Origin of the sequence: Helicobacter pylori NQ4053, assembly GCF_000274605.1 — a bacterium.
In the GTDB taxonomy this organism is placed as follows: domain Bacteria; phylum Campylobacterota; class Campylobacteria; order Campylobacterales; family Helicobacteraceae; genus Helicobacter; species Helicobacter pylori_CV.
Genome location: NZ_AKNV01000006.1, coordinates 382,993 through 405,789 on the forward strand (window position 1 = coordinate 382,993; position 22,797 = coordinate 405,789).

The 22,797-nt window shown below is 39.8% G+C and carries 22 protein-coding genes; 7 read left to right on the forward strand and 15 right to left on the reverse strand.

The window, feature by feature from the left end; translation table 11 throughout:
- Positions 1-5: 5 nt before the first annotated feature.
- From flgA to AYS37_RS07105, 15 genes are all read right to left on the reverse strand, one after another.
- Entirely contained in the window at positions 6-662 is a 657-nt protein-coding gene (flgA, locus tag AYS37_RS07035; protein ID WP_000697635.1) for a flagellar basal body P-ring formation chaperone FlgA, read from the reverse strand.
- Positions 659-2,704: a DNA helicase UvrD gene (gene uvrD / locus AYS37_RS07040; protein ID WP_001874776.1), complete on the reverse strand. Its 2,046-nt coding sequence runs from the start codon at positions 2,702-2,704 to the stop codon at positions 659-661. The genes flgA and uvrD overlap by 4 nt, the downstream gene beginning before the upstream one ends.
- On the reverse strand, positions 2,704-5,238 hold the full coding sequence (locus AYS37_RS07045) for a tetratricopeptide repeat protein (RefSeq protein WP_000931111.1): 2,535 nt from the start codon (positions 5,236-5,238) through the stop codon (positions 2,704-2,706). Before AYS37_RS07045 ends, uvrD begins: the two co-directional genes overlap by 1 nt.
- Before the next feature lie 9 nt (positions 5,239-5,247).
- Positions 5,248-6,495 (reverse strand): serine--tRNA ligase, encoded by a 1,248-nt coding sequence (gene serS, locus AYS37_RS07050; protein WP_000567087.1) that lies wholly within the window; start codon positions 6,493-6,495, stop codon positions 5,248-5,250.
- Positions 6,496-7,293, reverse strand: a complete 798-nt coding sequence (locus AYS37_RS07055; protein ID WP_001263134.1) for a carbon-nitrogen hydrolase family protein — start codon at positions 7,291-7,293, stop codon at positions 6,496-6,498.
- Positions 7,294-7,296: 3 nt separating this feature from the next.
- Positions 7,297-7,557 carry an exodeoxyribonuclease VII small subunit gene (locus AYS37_RS07060; RefSeq protein ID WP_001150338.1) on the reverse strand — a complete coding sequence of 87 codons (261 nt, stop codon included), beginning with the start codon at positions 7,555-7,557 and terminating at the stop codon, positions 7,297-7,299.
- Positions 7,558-7,566: 9 nt separating this feature from the next.
- Complete coding sequence (ubiE, locus tag AYS37_RS07065) at positions 7,567-8,307, reverse strand: bifunctional demethylmenaquinone methyltransferase/2-methoxy-6-polyprenyl-1,4-benzoquinol methylase UbiE (RefSeq protein WP_000712015.1); 741 nt, start codon at positions 8,305-8,307, stop codon at positions 7,567-7,569.
- 9 nt (positions 8,308-8,316) lie between these two features.
- On the reverse strand, positions 8,317-8,763 hold the full coding sequence (gene hemJ / locus AYS37_RS07070) for a protoporphyrinogen oxidase HemJ (RefSeq protein WP_000506514.1): 447 nt from the start codon (positions 8,761-8,763) through the stop codon (positions 8,317-8,319).
- Between the two features lie 10 nt (positions 8,764-8,773).
- A complete protein-coding gene (locus AYS37_RS07075; RefSeq protein WP_000854233.1) occupies positions 8,774-9,346 on the reverse strand; it encodes a YigZ family protein in 573 nt (190 codons plus the stop codon).
- Complete coding sequence (locus tag AYS37_RS07080; RefSeq protein ID WP_001008925.1) at positions 9,333-10,463, reverse strand: ABC transporter permease; 1,131 nt, start codon at positions 10,461-10,463, stop codon at positions 9,333-9,335. The genes AYS37_RS07075 and AYS37_RS07080 overlap by 14 nt, the downstream gene beginning before the upstream one ends.
- The gene (locus AYS37_RS07085; RefSeq protein WP_025445983.1) at positions 10,460-11,548 is read right to left on the reverse strand and encodes an ABC transporter permease; all 1,089 of its coding nucleotides are present in this window, start codon (positions 11,546-11,548) and stop codon (positions 10,460-10,462) included. The genes AYS37_RS07080 and AYS37_RS07085 overlap by 4 nt, the downstream gene beginning before the upstream one ends.
- A gap of 20 nt (positions 11,549-11,568) precedes the next feature.
- Positions 11,569-12,558, reverse strand: a complete 990-nt coding sequence (locus AYS37_RS07090) for an HlyD family secretion protein (protein WP_000071813.1) — start codon at positions 12,556-12,558, stop codon at positions 11,569-11,571.
- 11 nt (positions 12,559-12,569) lie between these two features.
- On the reverse strand, positions 12,570-14,102 hold the full coding sequence (locus AYS37_RS07095; RefSeq protein WP_000753979.1) for a TolC family protein: 1,533 nt from the start codon (positions 14,100-14,102) through the stop codon (positions 12,570-12,572).
- Positions 14,099-15,448 (reverse strand): hemolysin family protein, encoded by a 1,350-nt coding sequence (locus tag AYS37_RS07100; RefSeq protein ID WP_000533333.1) that lies wholly within the window; start codon positions 15,446-15,448, stop codon positions 14,099-14,101. The genes AYS37_RS07095 and AYS37_RS07100 overlap by 4 nt, the downstream gene beginning before the upstream one ends.
- A 135-nt stretch (positions 15,449-15,583) precedes the next feature.
- On the reverse strand, positions 15,584-17,185 hold the full coding sequence (locus AYS37_RS07105; RefSeq protein WP_000403648.1) for an inorganic phosphate transporter: 1,602 nt from the start codon (positions 17,183-17,185) through the stop codon (positions 15,584-15,586).
- A gap of 140 nt (positions 17,186-17,325) precedes the next feature.
- Between AYS37_RS07105 and AYS37_RS07110 the strand changes: the two genes are divergently transcribed.
- From AYS37_RS07110 to AYS37_RS07140, 7 genes are read left to right on the forward strand one after another with little or no spacing between them, the layout of a single operon-like run.
- Complete coding sequence (locus AYS37_RS07110) at positions 17,326-17,595, forward strand: NifU family protein (protein WP_000569296.1); 270 nt, start codon at positions 17,326-17,328, stop codon at positions 17,593-17,595.
- Positions 17,596-17,606: 11 nt separating this feature from the next.
- Entirely contained in the window at positions 17,607-18,218 is a 612-nt protein-coding gene (locus AYS37_RS07115) for a hypothetical protein (RefSeq protein ID WP_001168564.1), read from the forward strand.
- 3 nt (positions 18,219-18,221) lie between these two features.
- Entirely contained in the window at positions 18,222-19,565 is a 1,344-nt protein-coding gene (locus AYS37_RS07120) for a UDP-N-acetylmuramoyl-L-alanyl-D-glutamate--2,6-diaminopimelate ligase (protein WP_000768789.1), read from the forward strand.
- Between the two features lie 3 nt (positions 19,566-19,568).
- Positions 19,569-20,519 carry a transaldolase gene (gene tal / locus AYS37_RS07125; RefSeq protein ID WP_001155083.1) on the forward strand — a complete coding sequence of 317 codons (951 nt, stop codon included), beginning with the start codon at positions 19,569-19,571 and terminating at the stop codon, positions 20,517-20,519.
- Between the two features lie 54 nt (positions 20,520-20,573).
- Entirely contained in the window at positions 20,574-21,110 is a 537-nt protein-coding gene (locus AYS37_RS07130; RefSeq protein WP_000889309.1) for a 50S ribosomal protein L25/general stress protein Ctc, read from the forward strand.
- A gap of 9 nt (positions 21,111-21,119) precedes the next feature.
- The gene (gene pth / locus AYS37_RS07135) at positions 21,120-21,680 is read left to right on the forward strand and encodes an aminoacyl-tRNA hydrolase (protein WP_000174021.1); all 561 of its coding nucleotides are present in this window, start codon (positions 21,120-21,122) and stop codon (positions 21,678-21,680) included.
- Positions 21,681-21,689: 9 nt separating this feature from the next.
- A complete protein-coding gene (locus tag AYS37_RS07140; RefSeq protein ID WP_001236166.1) occupies positions 21,690-22,757 on the forward strand; it encodes an LptF/LptG family permease in 1,068 nt (355 codons plus the stop codon).
- Positions 22,758-22,797 lie beyond the last annotated feature (40 nt).

Consider the following 22,797-nt stretch of genomic DNA (forward strand, 5'->3'; position numbering starts at 1 on the left):
ATCCTTTATAAGATTTGCGCTTTAGAGCTGCTCAACACTTTCGCTTTTAAGATTTTATTGCTTTCTAAATTTTTCGCTTGAATGACTTGATGGAGCGTGCCATTTTCTAGGGCTTTTAGGCTTATTTCTATGCTGATTTGCCCCTCTTCATATACCCCGGTGATGATGTCGTTTTTACGCACGATGATTAAAGCTTGGGTTTTGTCTGCGCTTAAAAGCGTGTCAGGGGGGATAAAATGTTTCGCGCTCACTTTATCGATCGCGCCCTCTAATAAGGGGTTAGAAAGCGCACCAAACAAAACGCGCTCTTTTTGAGTGTTGTTAGCGGTGATGTTCTCGTCTTTTTTAATCGCTCCTATGCTTTTAAAAGCCTGCATGCTGCCTATCACGCTATAACGCACCGGTAGGCGTAAATTAGGCTCATTTTCCAATTTTAAAAACACGACCCCATCTTTTTTAAGCTTGTTAGAAGCGTTTAATTCATAGCTTAAAATGGGAGCGTGAGAAAAACGCTCCGGGATTTCTAAGTTAATGGTTTCAATTTCTAATTTTAAGTCTTTGTATTCTTTAAGGTAAGCTTCTTTAATTTCTGCTTTAAGCGCGTTTGAATCCAGGGCGAATAGCGCGTTTAAACAGATAAAAAAAAGGATTAAAATTTTCAAAACCCGTTATCCACTTTTTCTACAAATTTTTCTGAGATTTTATCATAGACATTCCCTCCGCAATTGATTTTCAAGCACAAACCGCTCAAGCCTTTTTCTACGCCTAAAACCCTACCGGTGCCAAAAATCTTATGTTTGACCAAATCCCCCACTTTAATGGGCGTGTTTTTTTGGTGATTTTGTTTAGGGGGTTTTTCTTGTTGGAGCAGCTTGGCTTCTTCTAAAAACACAGAGGGCGAGCAAGAAATTTTCCTCCCAAAATACGAACGCTCTTTGACATAAGAAAGTTGCAATCCTTCTTTAGCCCTAGTGATCGCTACGTAAGCCAAGCGTCTTTCTTCTTCTAAATCGCTTTCTTGATTGAACCCCCTATGCGGGAAAAACCCTTCTTCTAACCCGATCACAAACACATGCTTAAACTCTAATCCCTTACTCATATGCACGCTCATGCAGCTCACTTTTTGCACGTTTTCTGTATTATGGACATCTAACACGCTTTCATTCAAAAAATCCAATAAAGAATGCGTGGGGTTAGTTTTAAAATGCTCTTTCACTAAACTTAAAAGCTCTTTAACAAAGCCCTCTCTTTCTTCGTAATTGTCTTCTTTTTCATAGCTTTTTAAAAGGTTGGTCTCTTCTAAAAACTGAGCGCAAAACTTCTCTACTGAAATTTCAAAAGCCTCCCTCAAACGCCCTATCATAGCGGTGAATTTCTTTAAAGCGTATTCGTTTTTAGGGTTGAGTTTGTCTTTAAACGCCCCAAGTTTTAGCGCCTCTTCTAAATTCAAACCCCCATCATCTAAAAGAGAAAAAATCCATTCTTGAGTGATCTTGCCAAGGCCTCTTGGAGGTTTGTTTAAAACGCGCTTAATAAAAAAGCGATCGTCTTTTTTAGCCACTACATGCATGAGTGCCAAAGCGTCTTTAACCTCAGCTCTTTCATAGAAACTCACCGCCCCAATGAGCCTATAAGGGATATTCAAAGCGTTCAAGCTCTCTTCAATGCTGCGACTAAGCCCGTTTAAGCGGTACAAAATAGCGATATTTTCTAAATTCTCGCCCTTCTTTAAAAAGGCTTTGATTTGATAAGCCACATCCAGGCTCTCTTCTTTTTGCGTGGGGTATTCCTTACAAACCACGCTTTTATGCGAGCCTTTGAAACTTTGAAGCGTTTTAATGTGGCGGTGTTGGTTATGGCTGATGAGGGAATTGGCGCACGCTAAGATTTCAGCGCTGGAGCGGTAGTTGGTCTCTAATTTCACTATTTTAGCCCCTTTAAAATGCTTGGAAAAATTTAAAATGTTAGAAATATCAGCCCCCCTAAACCCATAAATGCTCTGATCGTCATCGCCCACCACGCACAAATTATGGTGCGTGCAACTCAATTGTTTTAAAAATTCTAATTGCAAGGCGTTCGTGTCTTGGTATTCATCTACCATGATGTAATGGTAGCGTTCGCTGGTCTCTTTGGCGAGTTTTTCATTATCTTGTAAAATCTTAAGGCTTAAACAAAGCAAATCGTCAAAATCCACTAAATTGTCTTTTTTGAGCGCGTTTTGATAAAGCTCATACGCTTTATAGCATTCGCTATCTTGCATGCTCAAATCCATCATGCCGTTTTTGATTTGAGAAATATTGGCTCTAAAGTTTGAAATTTTGAGCTGCTTGCACAGCGTTTTGACTTCATCGCTATCTAACACCGAAAAATCGCACGCCCTTTTTAAAAGATTCATGTGTTGCCTTAAAAACAGCAAACCAAAACGATGGAAAGTGCAAAGCAAGGGGGGGATAAACGCTTGATTGTTCAATAATTTCAAAGCCCTTTCTTGCATTTCTTTACTCGCTTTATTGGTGAAAGTGAGCGTTAAAGTGTTCTCGCTAGGCACGCCACAAACGCCAATCAAATACGCTAAACGGCTCGTTAAAGTCTTAGTCTTACCGCTCCCAGCTCCCGCTAAAATGAGCAATGGCCCTTGAATGTGGCTTGCGGCGATTTTTTGCGCTCCGTTCAAATTGCCTAAAATGCTTTTTTCAAAATCCATCATTCTAAAAACTCGCCCTTTTTTTCTTGACTCAAACGCTCTTTCAAAAGGTTGGCATCAATTTCAAAATCAAAATAAGGCGACGAAAAATCAGAGGTTTTAATGGCTAAAAAATGGTTTAACGCTGATTTCAAGTCCCCTTTTCTTTGATACAACAACCCTAAAGCGTAACGGATATTTTCATTATTCGGATCGTCTAATTTCCCAAGCTCTAGCCATAAAGCGGCGTTATTGTAATTATTCTGTGCGATATAAGTCAAACCCGCTAGGATTTTTAAACGCGTCTCATTGTCCTTAAGATCGCTAATTAAGTTTTGATACAACGCGCCCGCTTTTTCATACTGGCCTTGAAACAAACTCACTAGCGCTAAATTTTCTAACCAATCGTCAGGGGCTTCGCCTTCTTCTAAACTGGCGATTTTTTGCTCTAATAATCTTTCTTGATGATCCAAATCATTGACCATAAATCCCATGTAGGTGTAGAAATGACGCCCCAAAATGGGCCCTTGCATGGTTTGATCCCAACTGATTTTATGCGAATCTAAAAGGGTGTAAATGCTTAAAGTGTGCCGGATGCTCGCATCGTAATACGAAACGATTTCATAAAAAATATTAGAGATGAGATCTTTAGGGAGCATTTTTTTTAAATGCCCAAAAGATTGCACCATCAATTTTTTATCCTTGCTCTCTTTAGCGAACACCGCTTCTAGCGCGTAATAAAAAGGGAGTTTTTTAGGGGCGTTTTTAAGCCAGTCCATATCCCAATTGGTGCGGTAATTCAAATAAGCGATGAGCGAAGAGAGTAAAGCTTTTTGCGTGGGACTAGAAAAATCCTGACTATAAAAATTCTCTGTGATTTCTCTTAAAAACTCCGTGGTGTCTTCGTGGGTGAAATGCGAGGCTAAAATCGCAAAAACCGCGCTCAAATAATCCGCAGAATTCAAATGGAAAGCCCTTAAAAAATGGAAATAAGCTTTGTGGTAATTTTCTAATTGCGCATAAATCAAGCCCGTATTATAATGGAGGAGCGCGTTATTGGGGCTATTTTTTAAAGACAAATCAAAAAAAGAAAGGGCTTTTTTTAACTGCTTGTTTTCTAACGCTTTCAGCCCTTTGAGCGCGTTTTTATCCGCTATCGCCATCAAACGCCCCCTTTTAAAAGCAAGGCTTGCCCCCTCTAAATCCTTTTGCGCTTCAGAATCCAAAAGAAACAGCCCCTCTTCAATCACGCCTAAGGTTTCTTTAGAGTCTAAAACCTTAAAAGGAGCGTAATAAAACAGCAAGCGGTAGATAAAATCCCTTTTACCTTCAAAATATTGCGTGTTCCAAAAACGCTCTTTGGCCCTTTCTTTATCCAAAAAAACAGGGTTTATCGTGGGCTTGATGGGGTAAAAAGAGTTGGCTAATAGCGTGTCTTCTTTGGTGTGGCTGGCTAATTTTAAGGCTTCGCTCGCTTTAAGGATGTCGCCTTTTTTCAAACTCACTAATTCCAAAGCCATCAAAGCGTTTAAATCTCTAGGGTAGTTGTGCAAATAATGCTGCAAATGCTCCAAAGCCTGCTTGTAATGGCCCAAACGCGCCTGCAAAAGCCCTAAAGCAAGCTCATCTTGGGCGTTCGCGCTTTTTTGTAATTGCTTGTAAGCGTTCGTTTCATCTTTAAACATCAAAAACAATTTAGACGCTAAGCGCGCGTTAGGCTTTAAAAAAGCGTTGGAATTAGGGTGCATTAAAGGCGAAAGGGCTTCAAAATACTCCCCGGCGTAATAGGATTTGAGCGCGTAAGCGTAGGAATAAAAAGATTTTTTATAGTCTTTATACAAAGTGTCTCTCGCAATTTTTAGATAATGATAATATAAATCCTCATCTTGCAAATGATAAGCGCTCACTAACGCATCAATCGCGCTCACGCTCGCGTTTTCTTTAGAAGCGATGCTAGAATCAAACAAATCCAACGCCCCATTAAAATCCTTTTCCTTAAACTTAATCACCCCTAAATTATGGCTCGCAATCCCTTGCGAAAAAGAAGCGGCCTTGTCAAACAAATGCAAAGCTTCATCTTTTTGCCCTTGCTCATACAAAAGGCTCGCTTTTTTCATCATCGCATCCACTTGATTCTCATCGCTTCGTTTGAGGGAGTCCTTGCCGATTAGATCGGGTAAGTCTAAATTCTCTATTTGCCCCTCGGCTTGCGCGTTGTTAGCGTTGTTGGTGTTATTAGGCGTTTCGTTATTGGTGGTGGCGGTATTAGTTTGTAAAGAAGTTTGTTTGTTTTCTTTTTTATGCCCTAGTAACAAGCCCAAAATTACAATGAGCGCGATGAGTGAAAGCAATATTCCAAGCGCGATATAAAGCTTTTTTTTATTGCGTGAAAGCTGTTTGAAAAACTCTTTAGAGCTTTTGATTTTATTGAGCGTCTGCTCTAAAGCCTGCTTCAAAGAGGGGATTTTAGAATGAATGCCCTTTAGGGGGGTTTCTTTTTCGTTTTTGTTTTCGCCCCCTTTTTCTTCTAATGAATTTTGCTCTTCATTCAGCACAAACTAGCCTTAAAGGTATTTTTCTAACGCCTTAGGAATGTGAATGCTCCCATCCGCTTGCTGGTGGTTTTCCATTAAAGCGACCATCGTCCTGCCTACCGCTAAAGAAGAGCCGTTTAAGGTGTGCGCTAATTGGTTTTTTTGATTTTCTTTGAAGCGGATTTTAGCGCGCCTAGCTTGAAAATCCCTCGTGTTAGACACGGAGCTGATTTCTCTGTAGCAATTTTGCCCGGGCAACCACACTTCAATGTCTATCGTGTTGCTCGCGCTAAAGCCTAAATCCCCACTGCACAATTGCACGAACCGGTGCGGTAATTCCAAAGCCCTTAAAATTTCGCTCGCGCTCTCTAGCATATGCTCTTGCATGACATCGCTTTCTTTAGGGTGCGTGATAGCCACAAGCTCTACTTTATCAAATTGGTGCTGTCTTATCATCCCCCTTGTGTCCTTGCCCGCACTCCCTGCTTCGCTCCTAAAACAAGGCGTGTGCGCGGTCATTTTAATGGGGAGGTTTTCAACGCTAATAATGGTGTCGTTGTATAGATTAGTGAGCGTTACTTCAGCGGTGGGGATTAAATACAAATTTTCATTTTCTATTTTGAAAACATCTTCTTTGAATTTGGGTAATTGCCCAGTCCCAAAAAGCATTTTTTCATTCACTAACGCCGGCGTGTAGACGATTTCAAAGCCATTTTTTTCATTAAAATCTAACATTAAATGAATGAGCGCGCGATAAATTTTAGCCCCAAAACCCCTAATGACCGAAAAACGGCTTTTAGCGAGTTTCACGCCGCTTTCAAAATCAATCCAACCGTTTTGTTGAGCGAGTTCAAAATGCTCTTTGGGTTTGAAAGTGAAAACCCTGGGGGTTAAGATTTTTTTAATTTCTATGTTGTCTTCTTCATTCGCACCTAAAGGGGTTTTTTCATCCACTAAATTAGGGATTATGGAAAGCTTTAAATCCATTTCTTGTTCTGCTTCGCCCACGCTTTTGGAAAGCTCATTCAATTTGATTTTATTGTTTTCTAGCTCTTTTTTGAGATCGCTTGTATCCATTTTTTGAGCCATTTTAATACCAAATTCTTTAGAAACCTTGTTTTGAAAGGCCTGCAAGCTTTCTAATTCAATGAGCTGTTTTTTATAATGCGTGATGACTTCGCGCAAACGCTCCAACTCATCACCCATCGCATCGTTACGCTTTTTTAAAGAAAGAGCCATCTTGTCAAAATCTTGCAATAAAAGTTTTCTATCAATCATTCAACCCTCTTTAATCGTTCTAAAATGCCACAATTTAGCCCATTCGTCTATATCGTTTTTATCTATTTGAGCGTTCAAAGCCCCCATTTTACCCTCTAAAGAATCTTCAATAGCGCCATTAGGCAAGGCCACAAAACTATCCCCATAAAATTTCCACAAAAATTCGTTTTTTTGATCTTCTTCTACAAGGATTTGGCGATACGCTCCGATCCTATTAGCCCTAACCACCACGCAAGAAGCGCAAAAAGCGCGCATCTGGCACAAAAGCCGCCACCTTTCATTGGATTCAAAAGTGGCCACGCTGCTTAAAAGCACCACATCCACGCCCTGATTTTTAGCTTGAACCCATATTTCATCAAAATGCGCTTCAAAGCCAAACATAGGGGAGAATTTCAAGCCGTCTCTTTCAAACACGAGCAATTCTTTAAAAGCGCTTTTTTCATTGTCAAAAAAGCTTTCTTCATCCCAATGAGGATAGGGGATTAAGCGTTGTTGCGTGTAATACTTCACGCTTTCTTTAGAAATGAGGGCGATTTTTTTATAGATTTTAGAATGTTCTTCTAAAAGCACCGGGGCCGAGACAATTAAGTCTAACTCTTCGCATTTTTGCGATAAAAACTCAACCGCTCGCTTGGACTGATTGCTGATTTCATTCACATCCAATCCCATGTTATGGTGGAAAAAGGGGTTGATCACGTATTCAGGCAACACGATTACGCTTCGCTCGGGTATGGAGTTGAATAAGGATTGCATGAGGGTTTCTTTAAAAGACTCTAACTGCAAAGCAAACACTCGCATCCTTTAAGCCTTTTTGTCTGGCGTTTGGAGTTTTTCATACTCCAAATAAGCGTTTTCTAAAAGCTTTTGAGCCAAAACCAACTCTTGCATGGCCGTTTTATACAAATCCATCCCGTCTTTTAAGGACAAGTTAGGATCATTCAAGCGATCTATGGCTTGCTCTAGGGAATGAACATGCTCTTCAAAGCTTTTTTTAAGGGCGTTTTTGGCGTTTTTAGTGTTTTTTGGGGGGATTTTTTCGGTTTCAAATAATTCATCTTGCATGACATTCCTTTAGCTTTTTTTAACAAGCATGGTCGTTGAAATTTGAGCGATAGAATCTTCAGTCCTTAAAATCTCAAACCCTACGTTTTTCAATTCAAATTTCAAACCCTCCAAACTCAAAAACCCCTCAATGGATTGCGGTAAATAAGAATAAGCGCCATAATTCTTACTGATAGCCCCTCCCACTAAAGGCAAAACCTTATTCGTGTAAAACCCTGAGATTTTATCCAGCCATGTGGGGTTGTCTTTTTTTAAAAATTCTAAAATCACTAAAACGCCCCTAGGCTTTAACACCCTAAAAAACTCTTTTAAAGCCTCTTGTCTTTCCACGATATTACGCAAGCCATACGCAATGGAGAGGATATCCACGCTGTTATTTTCAACGCCCTTTAAATCTTTGGCTTGAGCTTGGATGAAAGAAGCTTTGTTTTCAAGCTCTTCGCATTTTTTAATGGCTAATTCAAGCATGTTATTAGAGGGGTCAATCCCCAAACATTCCTTAAACTCTATGCCGCAATTGAGAGCGCTTTTTTGCCAAGCCACAAGCATATCCCCAGTCCCGCATGCCACATCCACAAGCCTTAACGCTTTTTTATTCTCCAAAAACAAAAACGCATGCTCGCAAGCCCTTTGGCGCCATTTAACATCTAAACCAAAACTCATCAAGCGGTTGGCTTGATCGTAAGAGCTGGCTATATCATCAAACATGTTGATGATTTTTTCTTGCTTAAGGCGATTTTCTTTTTTCATGATTGGTCTTTAAAAAGGCTTGACAACCACTAAAATCACAATGAGGATCATTAAAATCGTGGGCGCCTCATTAAACACACGATAAAACCTTGCGTTTCTTCTTGTGGGGTCTTTTTCCAACTCGCGCATGCATTTTTTGCAATAAAAATGATAGGCTAAAAGTAAAACCACTAAAGCCAATTTAGCATGCAACCAACCCCCACTTTTAAAAAGCGTTGGCTCTATCAACAGCATTAAAATCCCTGTAATAAGCGTGAAACCCATAGCCGGCGAAGCGATAAAGGAATAGAGCTTTTTTTCTTGGATTTTAACCACTCCTACAAACTCTTTTTTATGCGCATTTTCTGCATGATAGACAAAAAGGCGCGGTAAATAAAATAACGCCGCCATCCACGAAATGACCGCTATCACATGGAAAGCCTTAACCCATAAAAAATACCCACTCAAAAATCCCATACCACTCTCCCTAATTTATCTTATTTTGCTGTAAAAACGCTTGCAAATTTTCTCTTTCGCCGCTGATTTCCACTTCCACGCTTTGGTTTGAAAAATTCTTTTTGCTTAATTGTAAGCTAAATTTCTTAATTTCACGCTGAAGAGCGTCTAATTCTTTGTAAGAATAATGAGCGCTTAAAGTTTCCAACTCCACAAAATCCTTCAAAGCGTTTTCTTTTTGAGCGTTTTCTACGCACAATAACGCGCTAGTGGCATAAGCCTTCATCAAGCCCCCCACCCCTAAAAGCGTGCCTCCAAAATAACGCACGCTCACTAATCCTATATTGATTAAATCCTCTCGCCTTAAAACGCTAAGCATAGGCATGCCTGAACTCCCTTTAGGCTCGCCATCATCGCTAAAACCCTCCGTGATTTTGCCCTCTAAAGAATAGCGGAACGCCGTTACAAAATGCGCGGCTTTAAAATGCTCTTTTTTCAAAGCCGTGAGGGTTTTTTCAAAATCGCTAAAGGGCATGAGATAGCCTAAAAAGCGAGATGCTTTAGTCTGGTGCTTGGAGGTGATGAGGTTTTTAAGCGTTTTCACAAGCTTTCTTTAAAGAGCTGAGTTTGAATACGCACCCTATAAAACTCACGATAAAAATCGCAATAAGCGCATAAAAATGCACAGAAACATCTATAAATTCCGCATGCATTTGATTCAATCGCCCTAACAAACTGATCCCATGATAAGCAGGCACTATTTGAACAAAAACCTGTAAATAAGAGGGCAAGGATTCAAAAGGCCACACAAAACCCATCATAAAGATCAAGGGCAAAGAAGAAATCAAAACGATTTGAGTGGTGTGGGCTTCATTTTTAATCCATGCGCCTAAAAACGACCCCAAACTCAAGGTTGCAAGCATGAAAATCAAGCTATTCAAAAACACCATTAAAGCGCTTCCATGCCGTTCGATCCCATAAAAAGAAAACAGCGCCCCAAAATACCATAAAACAAAAACGCTAAACGCTGCCATAAACACCAAGAGTCTTGCACACAGCCTTAAAGCGATTTGCTTTTTGTCTAAAAGGGCCAATTCCAAACGCCTGGAGCTAGTAAACATGCTGCTTGCAATGAGCATCACCTGGTGCAAAATGAAAATAAACACGCTAGAGAGCGCGTAATTCAAATACCCCTCACTAGGGTTATACAAAGCGATAGGCCTGATTTTAATCCCATCTGTCCCTAATTCAGCTTCTTCTATTTGGGCGTTGCGTTTGAACCTTATTTCATCATTTAAAGCGTTGATGCTCCCCACCACCGCATTCGCTAACGCGCCATAAATCAAAAAGTAATTGGCGTTCGCATAAAAATCTATCGTTACAGGCACTTGTTTATAAATATTGGCTTCAAAATGCGAAGGGATATGCAAGATCCCATAAATTTTTTCTTCTTTTAAAAGCTTTTTAGCTTCCAGCATAGAGGGGCTAAAAAAAGCGATTTCTAACTCGTTGGAGCTTTGCGCCATGAAGGCTAATTGCCTAGAAAGAAAGGAGTTGTCTTCATCTACAAGGGCGATTTTTTGCTGCGTTACAATATCTCTTAAATAAGGCAAAGGGTATAATAAGCCATAGATTAAAGGAGCGCCTATAAGGATTAATAAAACGCCTTTATGAGAAACAATGGCTCTTAATTCCATTAAAAGGATTTTAAAAAAATTCATGCGCTAGCCTTGTCTTTTTTAAAAGAAAAATAAAAAATCAAAAGCCCTAAAGCTAAAAAGATTAAAAAGAACACAAGCGGCATTAACGAATTTAAAGACTCTCTAAATTCCGTCTTATAATAAGCCTCTTGTAAAAAGAACTTCATAAAATGGCTAATAGGCAAGCAATGGCTCCAAAAACTCCCAAAAATTTCCATGTTGTTTTGCGGGTAAGTCACCCCAGCAAACGCAAAGCTTGGAGCGGTATAGACCCCAATCGCACCAGCGGTTTCAATAGCGCTTTTTGAAACGCCATAAACCAACACCACAAACCCGCTCATAATGAGCGTCATCAAGACTACCGCTAAAAAGACCAATGACAAGTGTGCATAATGCCCCTCCATGCCAATGAGATTAAAATAAAACGCCATGCCCATCCCCCAAAAGCTAAACACGCACGCATTCGCTACAATACTGATTAAAAGCTCTCGCATGTTAGAGATTTTTTGAATGAAATTGAGCATGCCAATCGCAATAAAAATGAGCCACATGCAAGGCAGCATCACGCTTAAAAGGTATTGCGTGTAATTGTTTTCTTCATTGTATAGGGCATGCAATTTCAAAACAATAGGCATTGCTTGGGCTTTAGCGGAAATCAAATTGGAATCTCGCACTAAAGCTTTGGTGGCTAAGGTTTTAGTGTCTAAGGTCAAAGCGGTTTGCAAAAAGGCGTTTTTGAGCGTTTTGCCCACTAAAACATACTCAGCGTTATAATAAAAGGGCAAATCCACCTTTCGCCCCATTTTGATTTTTTTCTCTAAATCTCTAGGCAAAACCAACGCCCCATACGCTTCAGCGGAATTTAAAAAGCGTTTGGCTTCTAAAAGGCTAGCCACTTGGTACTTGATTTCAACCGCGCTCGTTGCGCCCAATTCAAACGCCACTTGATGGCTTGTAGAGGTCTTATCCAAATCCACCACCACGATAGGGAGCTGTCTTGGGGTTTCTTGTTTAAAGATTTGCGTGCCTAAAACCCCTAAACAAAAAGGCAATATAAAACACACGATAAACAAGAACTTGTCTTGTAAAACCCATGCGCTTATCAATCTGAACAAAACAATCCTTTTTAAGGTTTAATGGTAACCAACACGCTCATCCCCACCCTAAAGTTTTCCAACTCTTCTAAGGGTATGGCCTCCACTTCATAGCTTTTCATGTCGTAAGTGTTGGAATTATTCGTCGCTTTCCAGGTCGCAAAATCCCCCATCACGCTCAAATATTTGACCCTGAATTTCGCGCTTCTTTTCAACGCTGGGATATAGCCTTCAAATTCCTTACCCACTTTAAACTCGTTCAAATACTTTTCAGGCACGCTGATTTTTAACCAACTATCCTTTAAATCTATCATGAGCACCACAGGAAAACCCTTAGGGCTAAGCTCGCCACCGCTTAAAAGCACATTACTCACTTCCCCATCAATAGGGGCTAGGGCTTTGACGTCTTTTAAATAAGACTCCACTTCATTCACTTGCCCTAGAGCCGCACTCTCTTTAGCCTTAGCGGCAATCTTGCTTTCAGAACTCGCCCCCCCTAAAGCCATTTTATACTTTTGGTAAGCCGCGCTCTCGTTGTATTTGGTGCTTTCATAAGCCGCATAGGCTTCATCGCGCTTTTGCAAACTCGCCACGCCATTGTCATACAAATCTTGAACGCGCTTATAAGTCTCTTTAGCCAAATTCGCTTGGGATTTTGCCGCTTGCCAAACATCCCTCGCAGAATTGATCGTTTCATCTCTTGAGCCTCTTTTCACTTCATCGCTAAGCGCTTTAGCGGCTTTATGCCCGGCTTCAGCTTGAGCGAGCTTGGCTTCTAATTCAGGGCTAGAAATGCTAAAAACCAAATCGCCCTTTTTAATGTGATCGCCTTTTTTAACAAACACCTTTTCAATGCGGCCAGGGACTTTAGAGCTCACGCTGTATTCCCTGGCTTCCAAAAACCCTTGTAACACTTCAGCCTTAGGGCGATAAGCCAAATAAAAAAGCACGATTAGCCCTAACAATAAAGCCCCACCCCCTGTAAGAATCGCTTTATTTTTATCCAACATGCTGTTTGACATGATTTTTTCCTTTAATAAACAAATTCATAAAATAAATCAATGTGATCGCTTAACGCCATTAAATTCGCTAATGAAACAATGTATTTATAAGCCACGCTTTTTTGCTCCACAATGATAGAAGAAAGCGTGTTCCTCGCATCAATGACTTGAGCGTTGGTGCTTAAGCCTTGTAAAAAAGCCTGCTCTTGGAGTTTTAAATTTTCCTTAGCTAATTCCACGCTAGAAAGCAAGCTTTTGTATTCTTTCAAATAAGAAAGCGTCTCTTTATAAGTCTTATTCACTAGCAATTCCATGTTTTTTTTAGCTTGGATTTGCTCGCTATTCACCTGTAACTCGGCTAATTTGCTCGCTTGGTATTTTTGAATGCGCCCTGTGGGGGAAAGGATAGGCATACGCCCGGCCACGCCCACAAACCAATTAGGGATCATGTCTTCAAACACCGAATTGTTTTGTTTCATGAGATAAGAGCCAAAAAAATGCACTTGGGGCAAGAATTTAGCGATCTGTAGTTTCGTGTTTTCTTTAGAAATTTGAACCTGGTTTTCTAAAGTTTTTAAAGCCGGGTAGGAATTGAGCGTGGAAGAAACAAAAAAGCTCAGATCGGGCAGATTTTTCTCAGTGTGGATCTCTAATTTGCTTGAAGGCGCTAAATCGTCCTTGCTAGATAAAATGGAATTGAATGAGAGTTGCGAAACCTCTAACACGTCTTTAGCCTTAACGCTAGCGATATGAGCCTTATCATAAGCCACTTGAGCGCTTAAGGTTTCTACCCTAGCGATTTGCCCTACTTTTTGCATTTTCAAAGCGTTTTGGAAATGCTTGTAATGGCCTTTTTCCACCTCTTCTAAAGTTTCAGACACTTCAGCGTTTAACACCATGCCATAATACACGCTCACAAGCTCTTGAAAAGTGGAAAGCTTTTTCAAGCGATACACTTCATTAGCGTCTTTTTGCATCAAATCCGCAATGCGCACCATCGTGAATCTTGCCCCACCCATATAAAGGGGATAAATAATGCTCAAAGCCCCAATCACCACATTTTGCTTAGAAAACAATAAGGGGGCTTCTAAAGTGCTGCTCAAAGCCCCAAAACCTTGCATCACCCCTTGTATACCCGATTGGATTTGAGGGGTTAATACTTGAGGGGGGATATTTTGCTGGATGTTTTGCAAGCCTTGATGGATCTGGTTGGTGGCTTTTTGCACGCCCGCTTGTTTTTGGCTGGCAAAATCCATTTTAATGGGGTTAGAAAGATACACGTAAAACGCGCTCAAATCAATTTGAGGCAAAAAAGAAAGCTTAGCCGCTAATTTCATTTTGCTCGCTCGTTTAATGGCGTATTCTTGCGCATGCAAGCCTTCATGATTAGACAACACCCTATTCCATGCGTTTTTTAAAGAGAGTTTTTGGGCGTTAGGGTGGTTCAAAGGCACGCTGTCTTCAGCCAAATTCAAAGAAGAAAGATCGGTTTTAGGAACTCCATCAACAGCGTTTAAAGAGTTATTGAATAATAAGCCCAATACAAAGAGGGTTGTTTTTTTCATGCTTCATTTTCTCCCTGATCTTGTTTAACCGCTTTCAAGCGTTTTATCCTAGCCCCATCCACGCTTAAGACTTCAAAAGCATACCCATGCGAAACGATTGTATCCCCCTCCATAGGCATGCGTTCTAACAAGCTGAAAACATAGCCCCCAAGCGTTACCTGCTCGCATTCTTTGTCAAATTGGATATGAAGCACTTCTTCTACGCTTTCTAAATCCAGCATGCCCTCTAATTCAAACACGCCTTCTTCAAGCTTGTTCACGCCCTCTTGTTTCAAATCGTATTCGTCGCTAATCTCGCCCATGATCTCTTCAATAATATCTTCCATAGTGAGCAACCCAGCCGTGCCGCCGTATTCATCAATCACCAAAGCGGTATGGATTTGCTCTTTTTTCATTTTAATAAGGATTTGAGAAATAGACGCGCTTTCAGGGACGATGATCATTTTCCTAACGATTTGATTGAAATCATGCATTTTGGGGGTAAAAATAGAGCGAGAAAGCAAGTCTCTGATATGCACCATGCCGATAATGTTGTCTTTAGAGCCTTTACAATAAGGGTAGCGCGTGAAGTGGCTTTTTAAAACAATGTCTATATTTTCTTCATAGCTGTTTTCTTCGTCCAAACACACCATGTCTTTTCGTGGGGTCATGATTTCTTTAGCGCTCGTGTCAGAAAAATCTACCGCGTTTTTAATGATTTCGCCCTCCACTGAATCAATAATGCCCTCTCTCAAACTCTCGCCCACAATGATTTTTAACTCTTCTTCAGAATGCATGCCCTCATGCTCTTTAGGATTGACGCCCATCTTTTTCAAAAAAAAATGAGCGATCACATCAAACAAACGCACCACCGGATAAAACACCACCCAAAACACATGCAAAGGGCGTGCGGCAAAAAGGGTGGCTTTTTCAGATTTAGCGATCGCTAAAGATTTAGGCACAATCTCGCCCAACACGACATGCAAAAAAGTGATGCTTAAAAACGCTATGACCACGCTCATTGAATGGATGAAAATAGGATTTTCTCTCAAATCCATAGACTCAAACAACGCGGCTAACAATTTTGCGATAGCGGGCTCACCCACCCAGCCTAAAGCTAATGAAGAAAGGGTGATGCCTAACTGCGTCGCGCTCAAATAAGTGTCCAGTCTTTGACTCATCTTTAAAGCGAGTTTAGCGTTGGAATTACCGATTTTAACCAGCTCTTCTAAGCGGGTTTTACGCACTTTCACAAGGGCAAACTCTGAAAGCACAAAAAAAGCGTTCAACAGCACCAATAAAAAAGCAACCATCAACATCAAAATCGATTCAGACGGATCCAAATAAGCTCCTTGATTCCTCCCCATGATTTAAACCTAAAACCTAACGATAAATATAAAATATATAAAATCTTAGAATTTTAACATAAAAGATTAAGCCTAACTTTAAATATTTTTAGCGTTTAATCTAGCAAATATTTAAAAAATCAAGCTTTTAAAACCTTAGAAATACTTTTCTATAAAACCAAGAGCCACAAAAAGAAGCGCGCCTAAAAGCGCAGAAACCGGCACGGTTACCAACCAAGCGGTAACAATCTTTTTTAAAATGGAGCGTTTGATCACTTCTTCTTTATACACTTTTTTAAGCGACTTTTTTTCTTTCTTTTTCAATTCCAAAGCGATAGCGGTGTTCTTGCTTTTTTTCAAGCTCTCTAGCATGAGCGATTTTTCTTTCAAATTGGCTTTATCAAAGCGCTCTAAAAAGCCTTCAATTTCTTCTAAATCTTCCCCAAAGTGCGCCGCTACAATGTTGTCTCTGATTCTAGCAAAACGCCTTCTTGATTGCTCTCTTAAACGCTCTCTTAAAAAGCCCACCCCAAACACCGCGCCCACCACAATATGCGTAGAGCTTACCGGTAAGCCTAATTGAGAGGCTAAAAGCACGGTAATGACCGCTGAAAGCGCGATGCAAAAAGCTTGCATTTTGTCTAATTCTGTGATTTCAGACCCCACCGTTTTAATGAGCTTTGGCCCATACAAGCTCAAGCCTAAAGCGATCCCAGCTGCCCCCACTACCATAATCCACAACGGCACAGAGCTTAAAGTACTCCCTATAGGGCTATTTGCATCTTCTAAAGTTTGACTGATGGCCGCTAGTGGGCCTATAGCATTAGCCACATCATTAGCCCCATGTGCAAAGCTTAAAAGCGCAGCAGCAAAAATCAAAGGGACATTGAAAAGTTCATTAATGCTTTCATGGCTATTTTCTAATTGCGGGGCTTTCTTTAACACAAATCTTTTAAAAAGAATAAAGATTAAAAGCGCAAGGATACAGCCGCAAGCCAGTTGGATTTCAAAACCCACCGCATAGAGTCGTTTTAAAACCTTAACCATCAAATACCAGCTAAAGGCTAAGCTCATCAACGCTACCAAATAAGGCACGACCTTTAAAGCCGCGCTCTTTTTATCTTCTTTATAAGCGATAGTCTTTTTAATGAGCATTAAAAAAAACATGGCTATCAAAGCTCCCATTAAAGGCGAGATTACCCAACTCGCCACAATGCCTGATAAAAAATGCCAATTAATAGCAGACATTCCAGCTGCTGCCATTCCAGCCCCCATAATCCCCCCCACCACAGAGTGTGAAGTGGAAACAGGAGCGCCTATTAAAGTCGCCACATGCAACCACAACGCCCCACTCAAAAGGCTAGCCAACATGACATTAATGAAAACATGCGCATCATTAATAAATTCAGGCGAAACGATACGGCCCTTAATCGTAGAAACCACTTCCCCCCCGGCAATGATCGCTCCAAGCATTTCACAAATCGCAGCGATCAAAATCGCCCCGCCCATGCTAATGGCTTTAGAGCCTACGGCAGGGCCGACATTATTAGACACATCGTTCGCGCCAATATTCATCGCCATATACCCCCCAATCACGGCCGCAAAAATAAGCAACAATCCCTTAGAATTAGCCTGCCCAAAAATGAGAGCGAGCAAAGCGGCACCGATGAGAAACAAAAGAGCGAGAGCGATCTTTAAAGTGTCTTTTTGGAGTTTTTTGGAAGCTTTTTCAAACTCTTTGATGTTTTTAATTTCCATATCGTCATCAAAACCTTATTCTAATAGTGGCTCTATTCTATCCAATTAGCCCTTGAGCCACTCTTAAAAAGCGTTGTTTGATAAAAATGGCTCATTATATGGTATCTTAAAGTAAAATTTTAAAAATAAGGTTTTTAAAAATGATAGAATTTAGCGATGAAGATTTACAAAAACCGGTGCGTATTGTAATAGAAAAGATCCGCCCTTACTTGCTCAAAGATGGCGGCAATATTGAAGTGCTAGGGGTGAAAAGCATGAAAATTTATGTGGCTTTAGAAGGAGCGTGTAAGACTTGCTCTAGCAGTAAAATCACTTTAAAAAATGTCATTGAAAGGCAGCTTAAAATGGATATCCACCCCAATTTAGAAGTGGTGTGCTTAGAAAACGCTAAGGAGTTTGATAAGCTTTAAGGATTATAGGCATGCAAAAGTTTGATTATGAATTTAAAAAGCGAGCGTTGATTAAAGATGGCTTTTTAGCGTTCAAACAAGCCCATTACGCTGAAGCGTTACGCTTTTTTTCTGAAGTGTTGTTTTTAGATAAAGACAACCAAAAAGCCAAAGTGGGGGCGTTATTAAGCGACATCGCTAAGGATTTCCCTAAAGAAGCCCATAGCTTTTATGAATTGTATCAAAGCTTGATCGCTATGCAAAAACGGAGTTTAAAAAACCAGGCTGAAGAGCAAATCATCAATTTGATCGCTTCTTTTGATGAGGGGCTAAACCAAATGGCTGAAAAGATTGATGCGCAAATTTCTCAAAAAGGCGAGGAGTTGAACGGCATTTTGTATGCGGATTTCAAACGCTTGAGTTTGGAGCGCGGCTTTAAGGAAGCGTTTGAAGATTTGATGTTCAGCTCTAGGGTGATTTTTGACAATAAAGAGGATTTTTATGAATTTTTGAAAGAATTGAACCACTATGGCTATTACGAATTAGCGATCAATTACATTGAAAACATGCATGAAGATTCTTTTATTTACGATAAATTTTTGCGTTCTCTTTTAGAAGACGCTCTCAAATCCAATAAGGCTTAAAGAATGAAGCTTAAAAAAACCCTGACTTATCAAAACCACACCTATTCTTTTTTGAGCGATAACACGCATGAAGTTTTAGAAAACCCTAAAGAAATCCTTTTTGTCAAAACGCCTTTAAACGAAAAATACGCCCCCTTAATTGCAGAAAAAAACCTGGCTATTTTAGATTTTAACGAGCTTAAAAACTACTTTGATTTTAAGATTAAAATTGTAGGGATTACTGGCACTAATGGTAAAACGACCACAGCGAGTTTGATGTATTCCTTGCTCTTAGATTTGAATAAAAAGACCGCTCTTTTAGGCACAAGAGGGTTTTTTATCAACGACACACAAATCAAAGAAAAGGGCTTGACCACGCCCACTCTTTTAGAGCTTTATAGCGATTTAGAAGAAGCGGTGCGTTTAAAATGCGAATACTTTATTATGGAAGTGAGCTCCCATGCGATTGTCCAAAAGCGCATCGCTGGGCTTGATTTCGCCCTTAAAATTCTCACTAATATCACAAGCGATCATTTAGATTTCCATCAAAATATAGAAAATTACAGAGATATTAAAAACAGCTTTTTTAAAGATGAGGGCTTGAAAGTGATTAACAGAGATGAAACAAACGCCCTTTTTAACCCCATTAACGCGCGCACTTACGCGCTGGATAAAAAAGCGCATTTAAACGTTCAAGCCTTTTCGCTCAACCCCTCCATCAGCGCGTCTTTATGCTACCAACAAAATTTAAGAGATCCTAATCTTAAAGAAATCGTTCTCATCCATTCCCCCCTTTTAGGGCGTTACAACCTTTATAATATCTTAGCGGGCGTTTTAGGGGTCAAATTACTCACTCAATTACCTCTAGAAACGATCACGCCGTTATTAGAAAACTTTTATGGGGTTAAGGGGCGTTTGGAAATTGTGCATTCTCAACCTTTAGTAGTTGTGGATTTTGCCCACACCACAGACGGCATGCAACAAGTTTTTGAAAGCTTTAAGAATCAAAAAATCACCGCTCTTTTTGGAGCAGGGGGCGATAGGGATAAAACCAAGCGCCCTAAAATGGGAGCGATAGCGAGTTGTTATGCGCATCAAATCATCTTAACTTCAGACAACCCCAGAAGCGAGAATGAAGAAGACATTATCAAGGATATTTTAAAAGGCATCAATGATTCTTCTAAAGTCATTATAGAAAAAGACCGAAAAAAGGCTATTTTAAACGCTTTAGAAAATTTAAAAGACGATGAGGTGTTGTTGATTTTAGGCAAGGGTGATGAAAACATTCAAATCTTTAAAGACAAAACGATTTTTTTTAGCGACCAAGAAGTCGTTAAAGATTATTATCTCAATTTAAAACAAGGATAAAACATGCAAGAATTCAGTTTGTGGTGCGATTTTATAGAAAGGGATTTTTTAGAAAACGACTTTTTAAAGCTCATCAATAAGGGGGCTATTTGTGGGGCGACGAGTAACCCTAGTTTGTTTTGCGAAGCGATCACAAAAAGCGCGTTTTATCAAGATGAAATCGCTAAACTCAAAGGCAAAAAAGCTAAAGAAATTTATGAAACCTTGGCGTTAAAGGATATTTTACAAGCTTCTAGTGCGTTAATGCCTTTATATGAAAAAGACCCTAATAATGGCTACATTAGCCTAGAAATTGACCCTTTTTTAGAAGATGATGCCATTAAAAGCATTGATGAAGCCAAGCGGTTATTCAAAGCATTAAACCGCCCTAATGTGATGATTAAAGTCCCGGCGAGCGAGAGCGGTCTTGAAGTCATTAGCGCTCTGGCTCAAGCCTCTATCCCCATTAATGTAACTCTAGTCTTTTCGCCTAAAATTGCTAGTGAAATCGCTCAAATCTTAGCCAAAGAAGTGCGAAAGAGAGCGGTCATTAGCGTGTTTGTCTCACGATTTGACAAAGAAATAGACCCACTAGTGCCAAAAAACTTGCAAGCTCAAAGCGGGATCATGAACGCTACCGAGTGCTATTACCAAATCAACCAGCATGCTAATACGCTAATAAGCACCCTTTTTGCGTCCACAGGCGTTAAATCTAATTCTTTAGCTAAAGATTATTACATTAAAGCGCTGTGTTTTAAAAACTCTATCAACACAGCCCCCCTAGACGCCCTAAACGCTTATTTGCTTGACCCAAACACCGAGTGTCAAACCCCTTTAAAAATCACAGAAATTGAAGCGTTTAAAAAAGAATTAAAAGCGCAAAACATTGATTTAGAAAACACCGCCCAAAAACTCCTTAAAGAAGGCTTGATAGCGTTCAAACAATCCTTTGAAAAGCTTTTAAGCAGTTTTTGATTTTTAAGGGTTTTTTGGATAGAATAAGCCCTTATTTTATTTTAAAGGATTGACATGTTAGAAGGCGTTATTAGAGAGAGTATTACTAAAGCTAACGCTAAAGCTTTAAAAAAAGATGGCTATCTAATCGCAAATATTTATGGAAAGGGTGTTGAAAACGTGAATTGCGCGTTCAAATTAAACCCTTTCATTAAATACCTTAAGGAAAAAAAGCATTTGATTTTCCCGGTGAAATTAGGGGATAAGACTTTTGAAGTCGTGGTTCAAGAATACCAAAAAAACCCCGTTACTAACGAGCTTATCCATGTGGATTTACTCGCTGTTACTAAGGGCGTGAAGTCTAAGTTTAAAGTCCCTGTCAAACACCAAGGCACTCCAGTGGGCTTGAAAAATAAAGGGATTTTGATGCTCTCTAAAAAGCGTATCAGCGTGGAATGCGCTCCAGAGCATTTGCCCGATCACTACTTAGTGGATGTAGCCCCTTTAGACGTGAATGAGTCTATTTTGGTACGCGATTTAGAAAAACACGAAAATGTTAAGATCTTAGATCATGATTCTATCGCTGTGATCGGTGTGATTAAAGCGAAGTGATTTGAAGTTATGACGCTTTTAGTGGGTTTAGGCAACCCTACTTTGCGTTACGATCACACCAGACACAACGCTGGTTTTGATATTTTAGATTCACTCGTTAGCGAGTTGGATCTTTCTTTCACTTTTTCTCCCAAACACAACGCTTATTTATGCGTTTATAAGGATTTTATCTTACTCAAGCCCCAAACTTACATGAATTTGAGCGGCGAGAGCGTTTTAAGCACTAAAAATTTTTACAAAACCAAAGAGCTTTTAATCGTCCATGATGACTTGGATTTACCTTTAGGCGTTGTGAAATTTAAAAATGGCGGAGGGAACGGGGGGCATAACGGCCTAAAATCCATTGATGCCTTATGTTCTAATTCTTATTACCGCTTGAGAGTGGGGATTTCTAAAGGGATCAATATCACCGAGCATGTGCTTTCAAAATTCCACAACAACGAAGAGCCTTTAAAAAACGCTGCATTTGAACATGCCAAAAATGCCTTAAAATTTTTTATAGAAAGCCATGATTTTAACGCCATGCAAAATCGTTTCACGCTTAAAAAACCTTTAAAAATAGAAAGTTAGGGGTTTAAAGTGCGTTTGTTTAGATTTGTGGGGTGGTATTATTTCAAATACTTTTTAATCGTGCTTTTAGCTTTAGAATTGTTTTTTGTAGGCATTGACAGCCTGAAATACGCCGATAAAATGCCCGATTCTGCGAACATGATCATTTTATTTTTCACCTATGATATTTTATTCGCTCTCAATTACACCTTGCCCATTTCCTTGCTTTTGGCGATGGTTTTATTTTATATCACCTTCATTAAATCCAACCAATACACCGCCCTGCTCTCCATTGGCTTTTCCAAATGCCAGATTTTAAGCCCTATTTTTTTGATTAGCCTGTTTTTCACGGCTGTTTATGTGGGGTTGAACGCGACTCCTTTTGTGTATATGGAAGAAAAAACGCAAAATTTAATCTATAAAGACAATTCTTTGAGCGTCTCAGAGCATTTGTTAGTGAAATATAACGATGATTATGTGTATTTTGATAAGATTAATCCCTTATTGCAAAAAGCCCAAAATATCAAGGTTTTTCGCCTAAAAGATAAGACTTTAGAATCTTACGCTGAAGCTAAAGAAGCTTTTTTTGAAGACAAGTATTGGATCTTGCATGACACTACTATCTATGAGATGCCCTTGAGTTTTGAACTGGGCGCGAACGCTTTAAGCACCACGCGTTTAAAAACCTTTAAAACGCTCAAAAATTTCCGCCCTAAAGTTTTAGACACCATTTATCAAAACAAGCCTGCGGTTTCTATCACAGACGCTCTTTTATCCTTGCATGCTTTAGTGCGCCAAAACGCGGACACGAAAAAAGTGCGCTCGTTTTTGTATGTGTTTGCGATTTTGCCCTTTTTTGTGCCGTTTTTAAGCGTTTTAATCGCTTATTTTTCACCCAGTCTCGCCCGCTATGAAAACCTGGCTCTTTTAGGGCTAAAGTTTATCATTATCACGCTCGTTGTTTGGGGGCTATTCTTTGCTTTAGGGAAATTCAGCATTTCAGGGATACTCATTCCTGAAATAGGCGTGCTATCGCCCTTTTTCGTATTTTTAGCTCTTAGTCTTTGGTATTTTAAAAAGCTTAATAAGAGATTGTAAGATTTATAAACTTATAATCAAGATAACTCAAGCTCTCATT

What these genes read in the sequence shown, in the direction of transcription:
- AYS37_RS07080 (WP_001008925.1), bottom strand. Translation starts at nt 10,463, where the DNA reads ATGAATTTTTTTAAAATCCTTTTAATGGAATTAAGAGCCATTGTTTCT.
- AYS37_RS07130 (WP_000889309.1), top strand. Translation starts at nt 20,574, where the DNA reads ATGTTAGAAGGCGTTATTAGAGAGAGTATTACTAAAGCTAACGCTAAA.
- tal (WP_001155083.1), top strand. Translation starts at nt 19,569, where the DNA reads ATGCAAGAATTCAGTTTGTGGTGCGATTTTATAGAAAGGGATTTTTTA.
- ubiE (WP_000712015.1), bottom strand. Translation starts at nt 8,307, where the DNA reads ATGAAAAAAGAAAATCGCCTTAAGCAAGAAAAAATCATCAACATGTTT.
- AYS37_RS07100 (WP_000533333.1), bottom strand. Translation starts at nt 15,448, where the DNA reads ATGGGGAGGAATCAAGGAGCTTATTTGGATCCGTCTGAATCGATTTTG.
- serS (WP_000567087.1), bottom strand. Translation starts at nt 6,495, where the DNA reads ATGATTGATAGAAAACTTTTATTGCAAGATTTTGACAAGATGGCTCTT.
- AYS37_RS07115 (WP_001168564.1), top strand. Translation starts at nt 17,607, where the DNA reads ATGCAAAAGTTTGATTATGAATTTAAAAAGCGAGCGTTGATTAAAGAT.
- AYS37_RS07055 (WP_001263134.1), bottom strand. Translation starts at nt 7,293, where the DNA reads ATGCGAGTGTTTGCTTTGCAGTTAGAGTCTTTTAAAGAAACCCTCATG.
- AYS37_RS07120 (WP_000768789.1), top strand. Translation starts at nt 18,222, where the DNA reads ATGAAGCTTAAAAAAACCCTGACTTATCAAAACCACACCTATTCTTTT.
- AYS37_RS07105 (WP_000403648.1), bottom strand. Translation starts at nt 17,185, where the DNA reads ATGGAAATTAAAAACATCAAAGAGTTTGAAAAAGCTTCCAAAAAACTC.
- AYS37_RS07060 (WP_001150338.1), bottom strand. Translation starts at nt 7,557, where the DNA reads ATGCAAGATGAATTATTTGAAACCGAAAAAATCCCCCCAAAAAACACT.
- AYS37_RS07110 (WP_000569296.1), top strand. Translation starts at nt 17,326, where the DNA reads ATGATAGAATTTAGCGATGAAGATTTACAAAAACCGGTGCGTATTGTA.
- pth (WP_000174021.1), top strand. Translation starts at nt 21,120, where the DNA reads ATGACGCTTTTAGTGGGTTTAGGCAACCCTACTTTGCGTTACGATCAC.
- hemJ (WP_000506514.1), bottom strand. Translation starts at nt 8,763, where the DNA reads ATGGGATTTTTGAGTGGGTATTTTTTATGGGTTAAGGCTTTCCATGTG.
- AYS37_RS07095 (WP_000753979.1), bottom strand. Translation starts at nt 14,102, where the DNA reads ATGAAAAAAACAACCCTCTTTGTATTGGGCTTATTATTCAATAACTCT.
- AYS37_RS07090 (WP_000071813.1), bottom strand. Translation starts at nt 12,558, where the DNA reads ATGTCAAACAGCATGTTGGATAAAAATAAAGCGATTCTTACAGGGGGT.
- uvrD (WP_001874776.1), bottom strand. Translation starts at nt 2,704, where the DNA reads ATGGATTTTGAAAAAAGCATTTTAGGCAATTTGAACGGAGCGCAAAAA.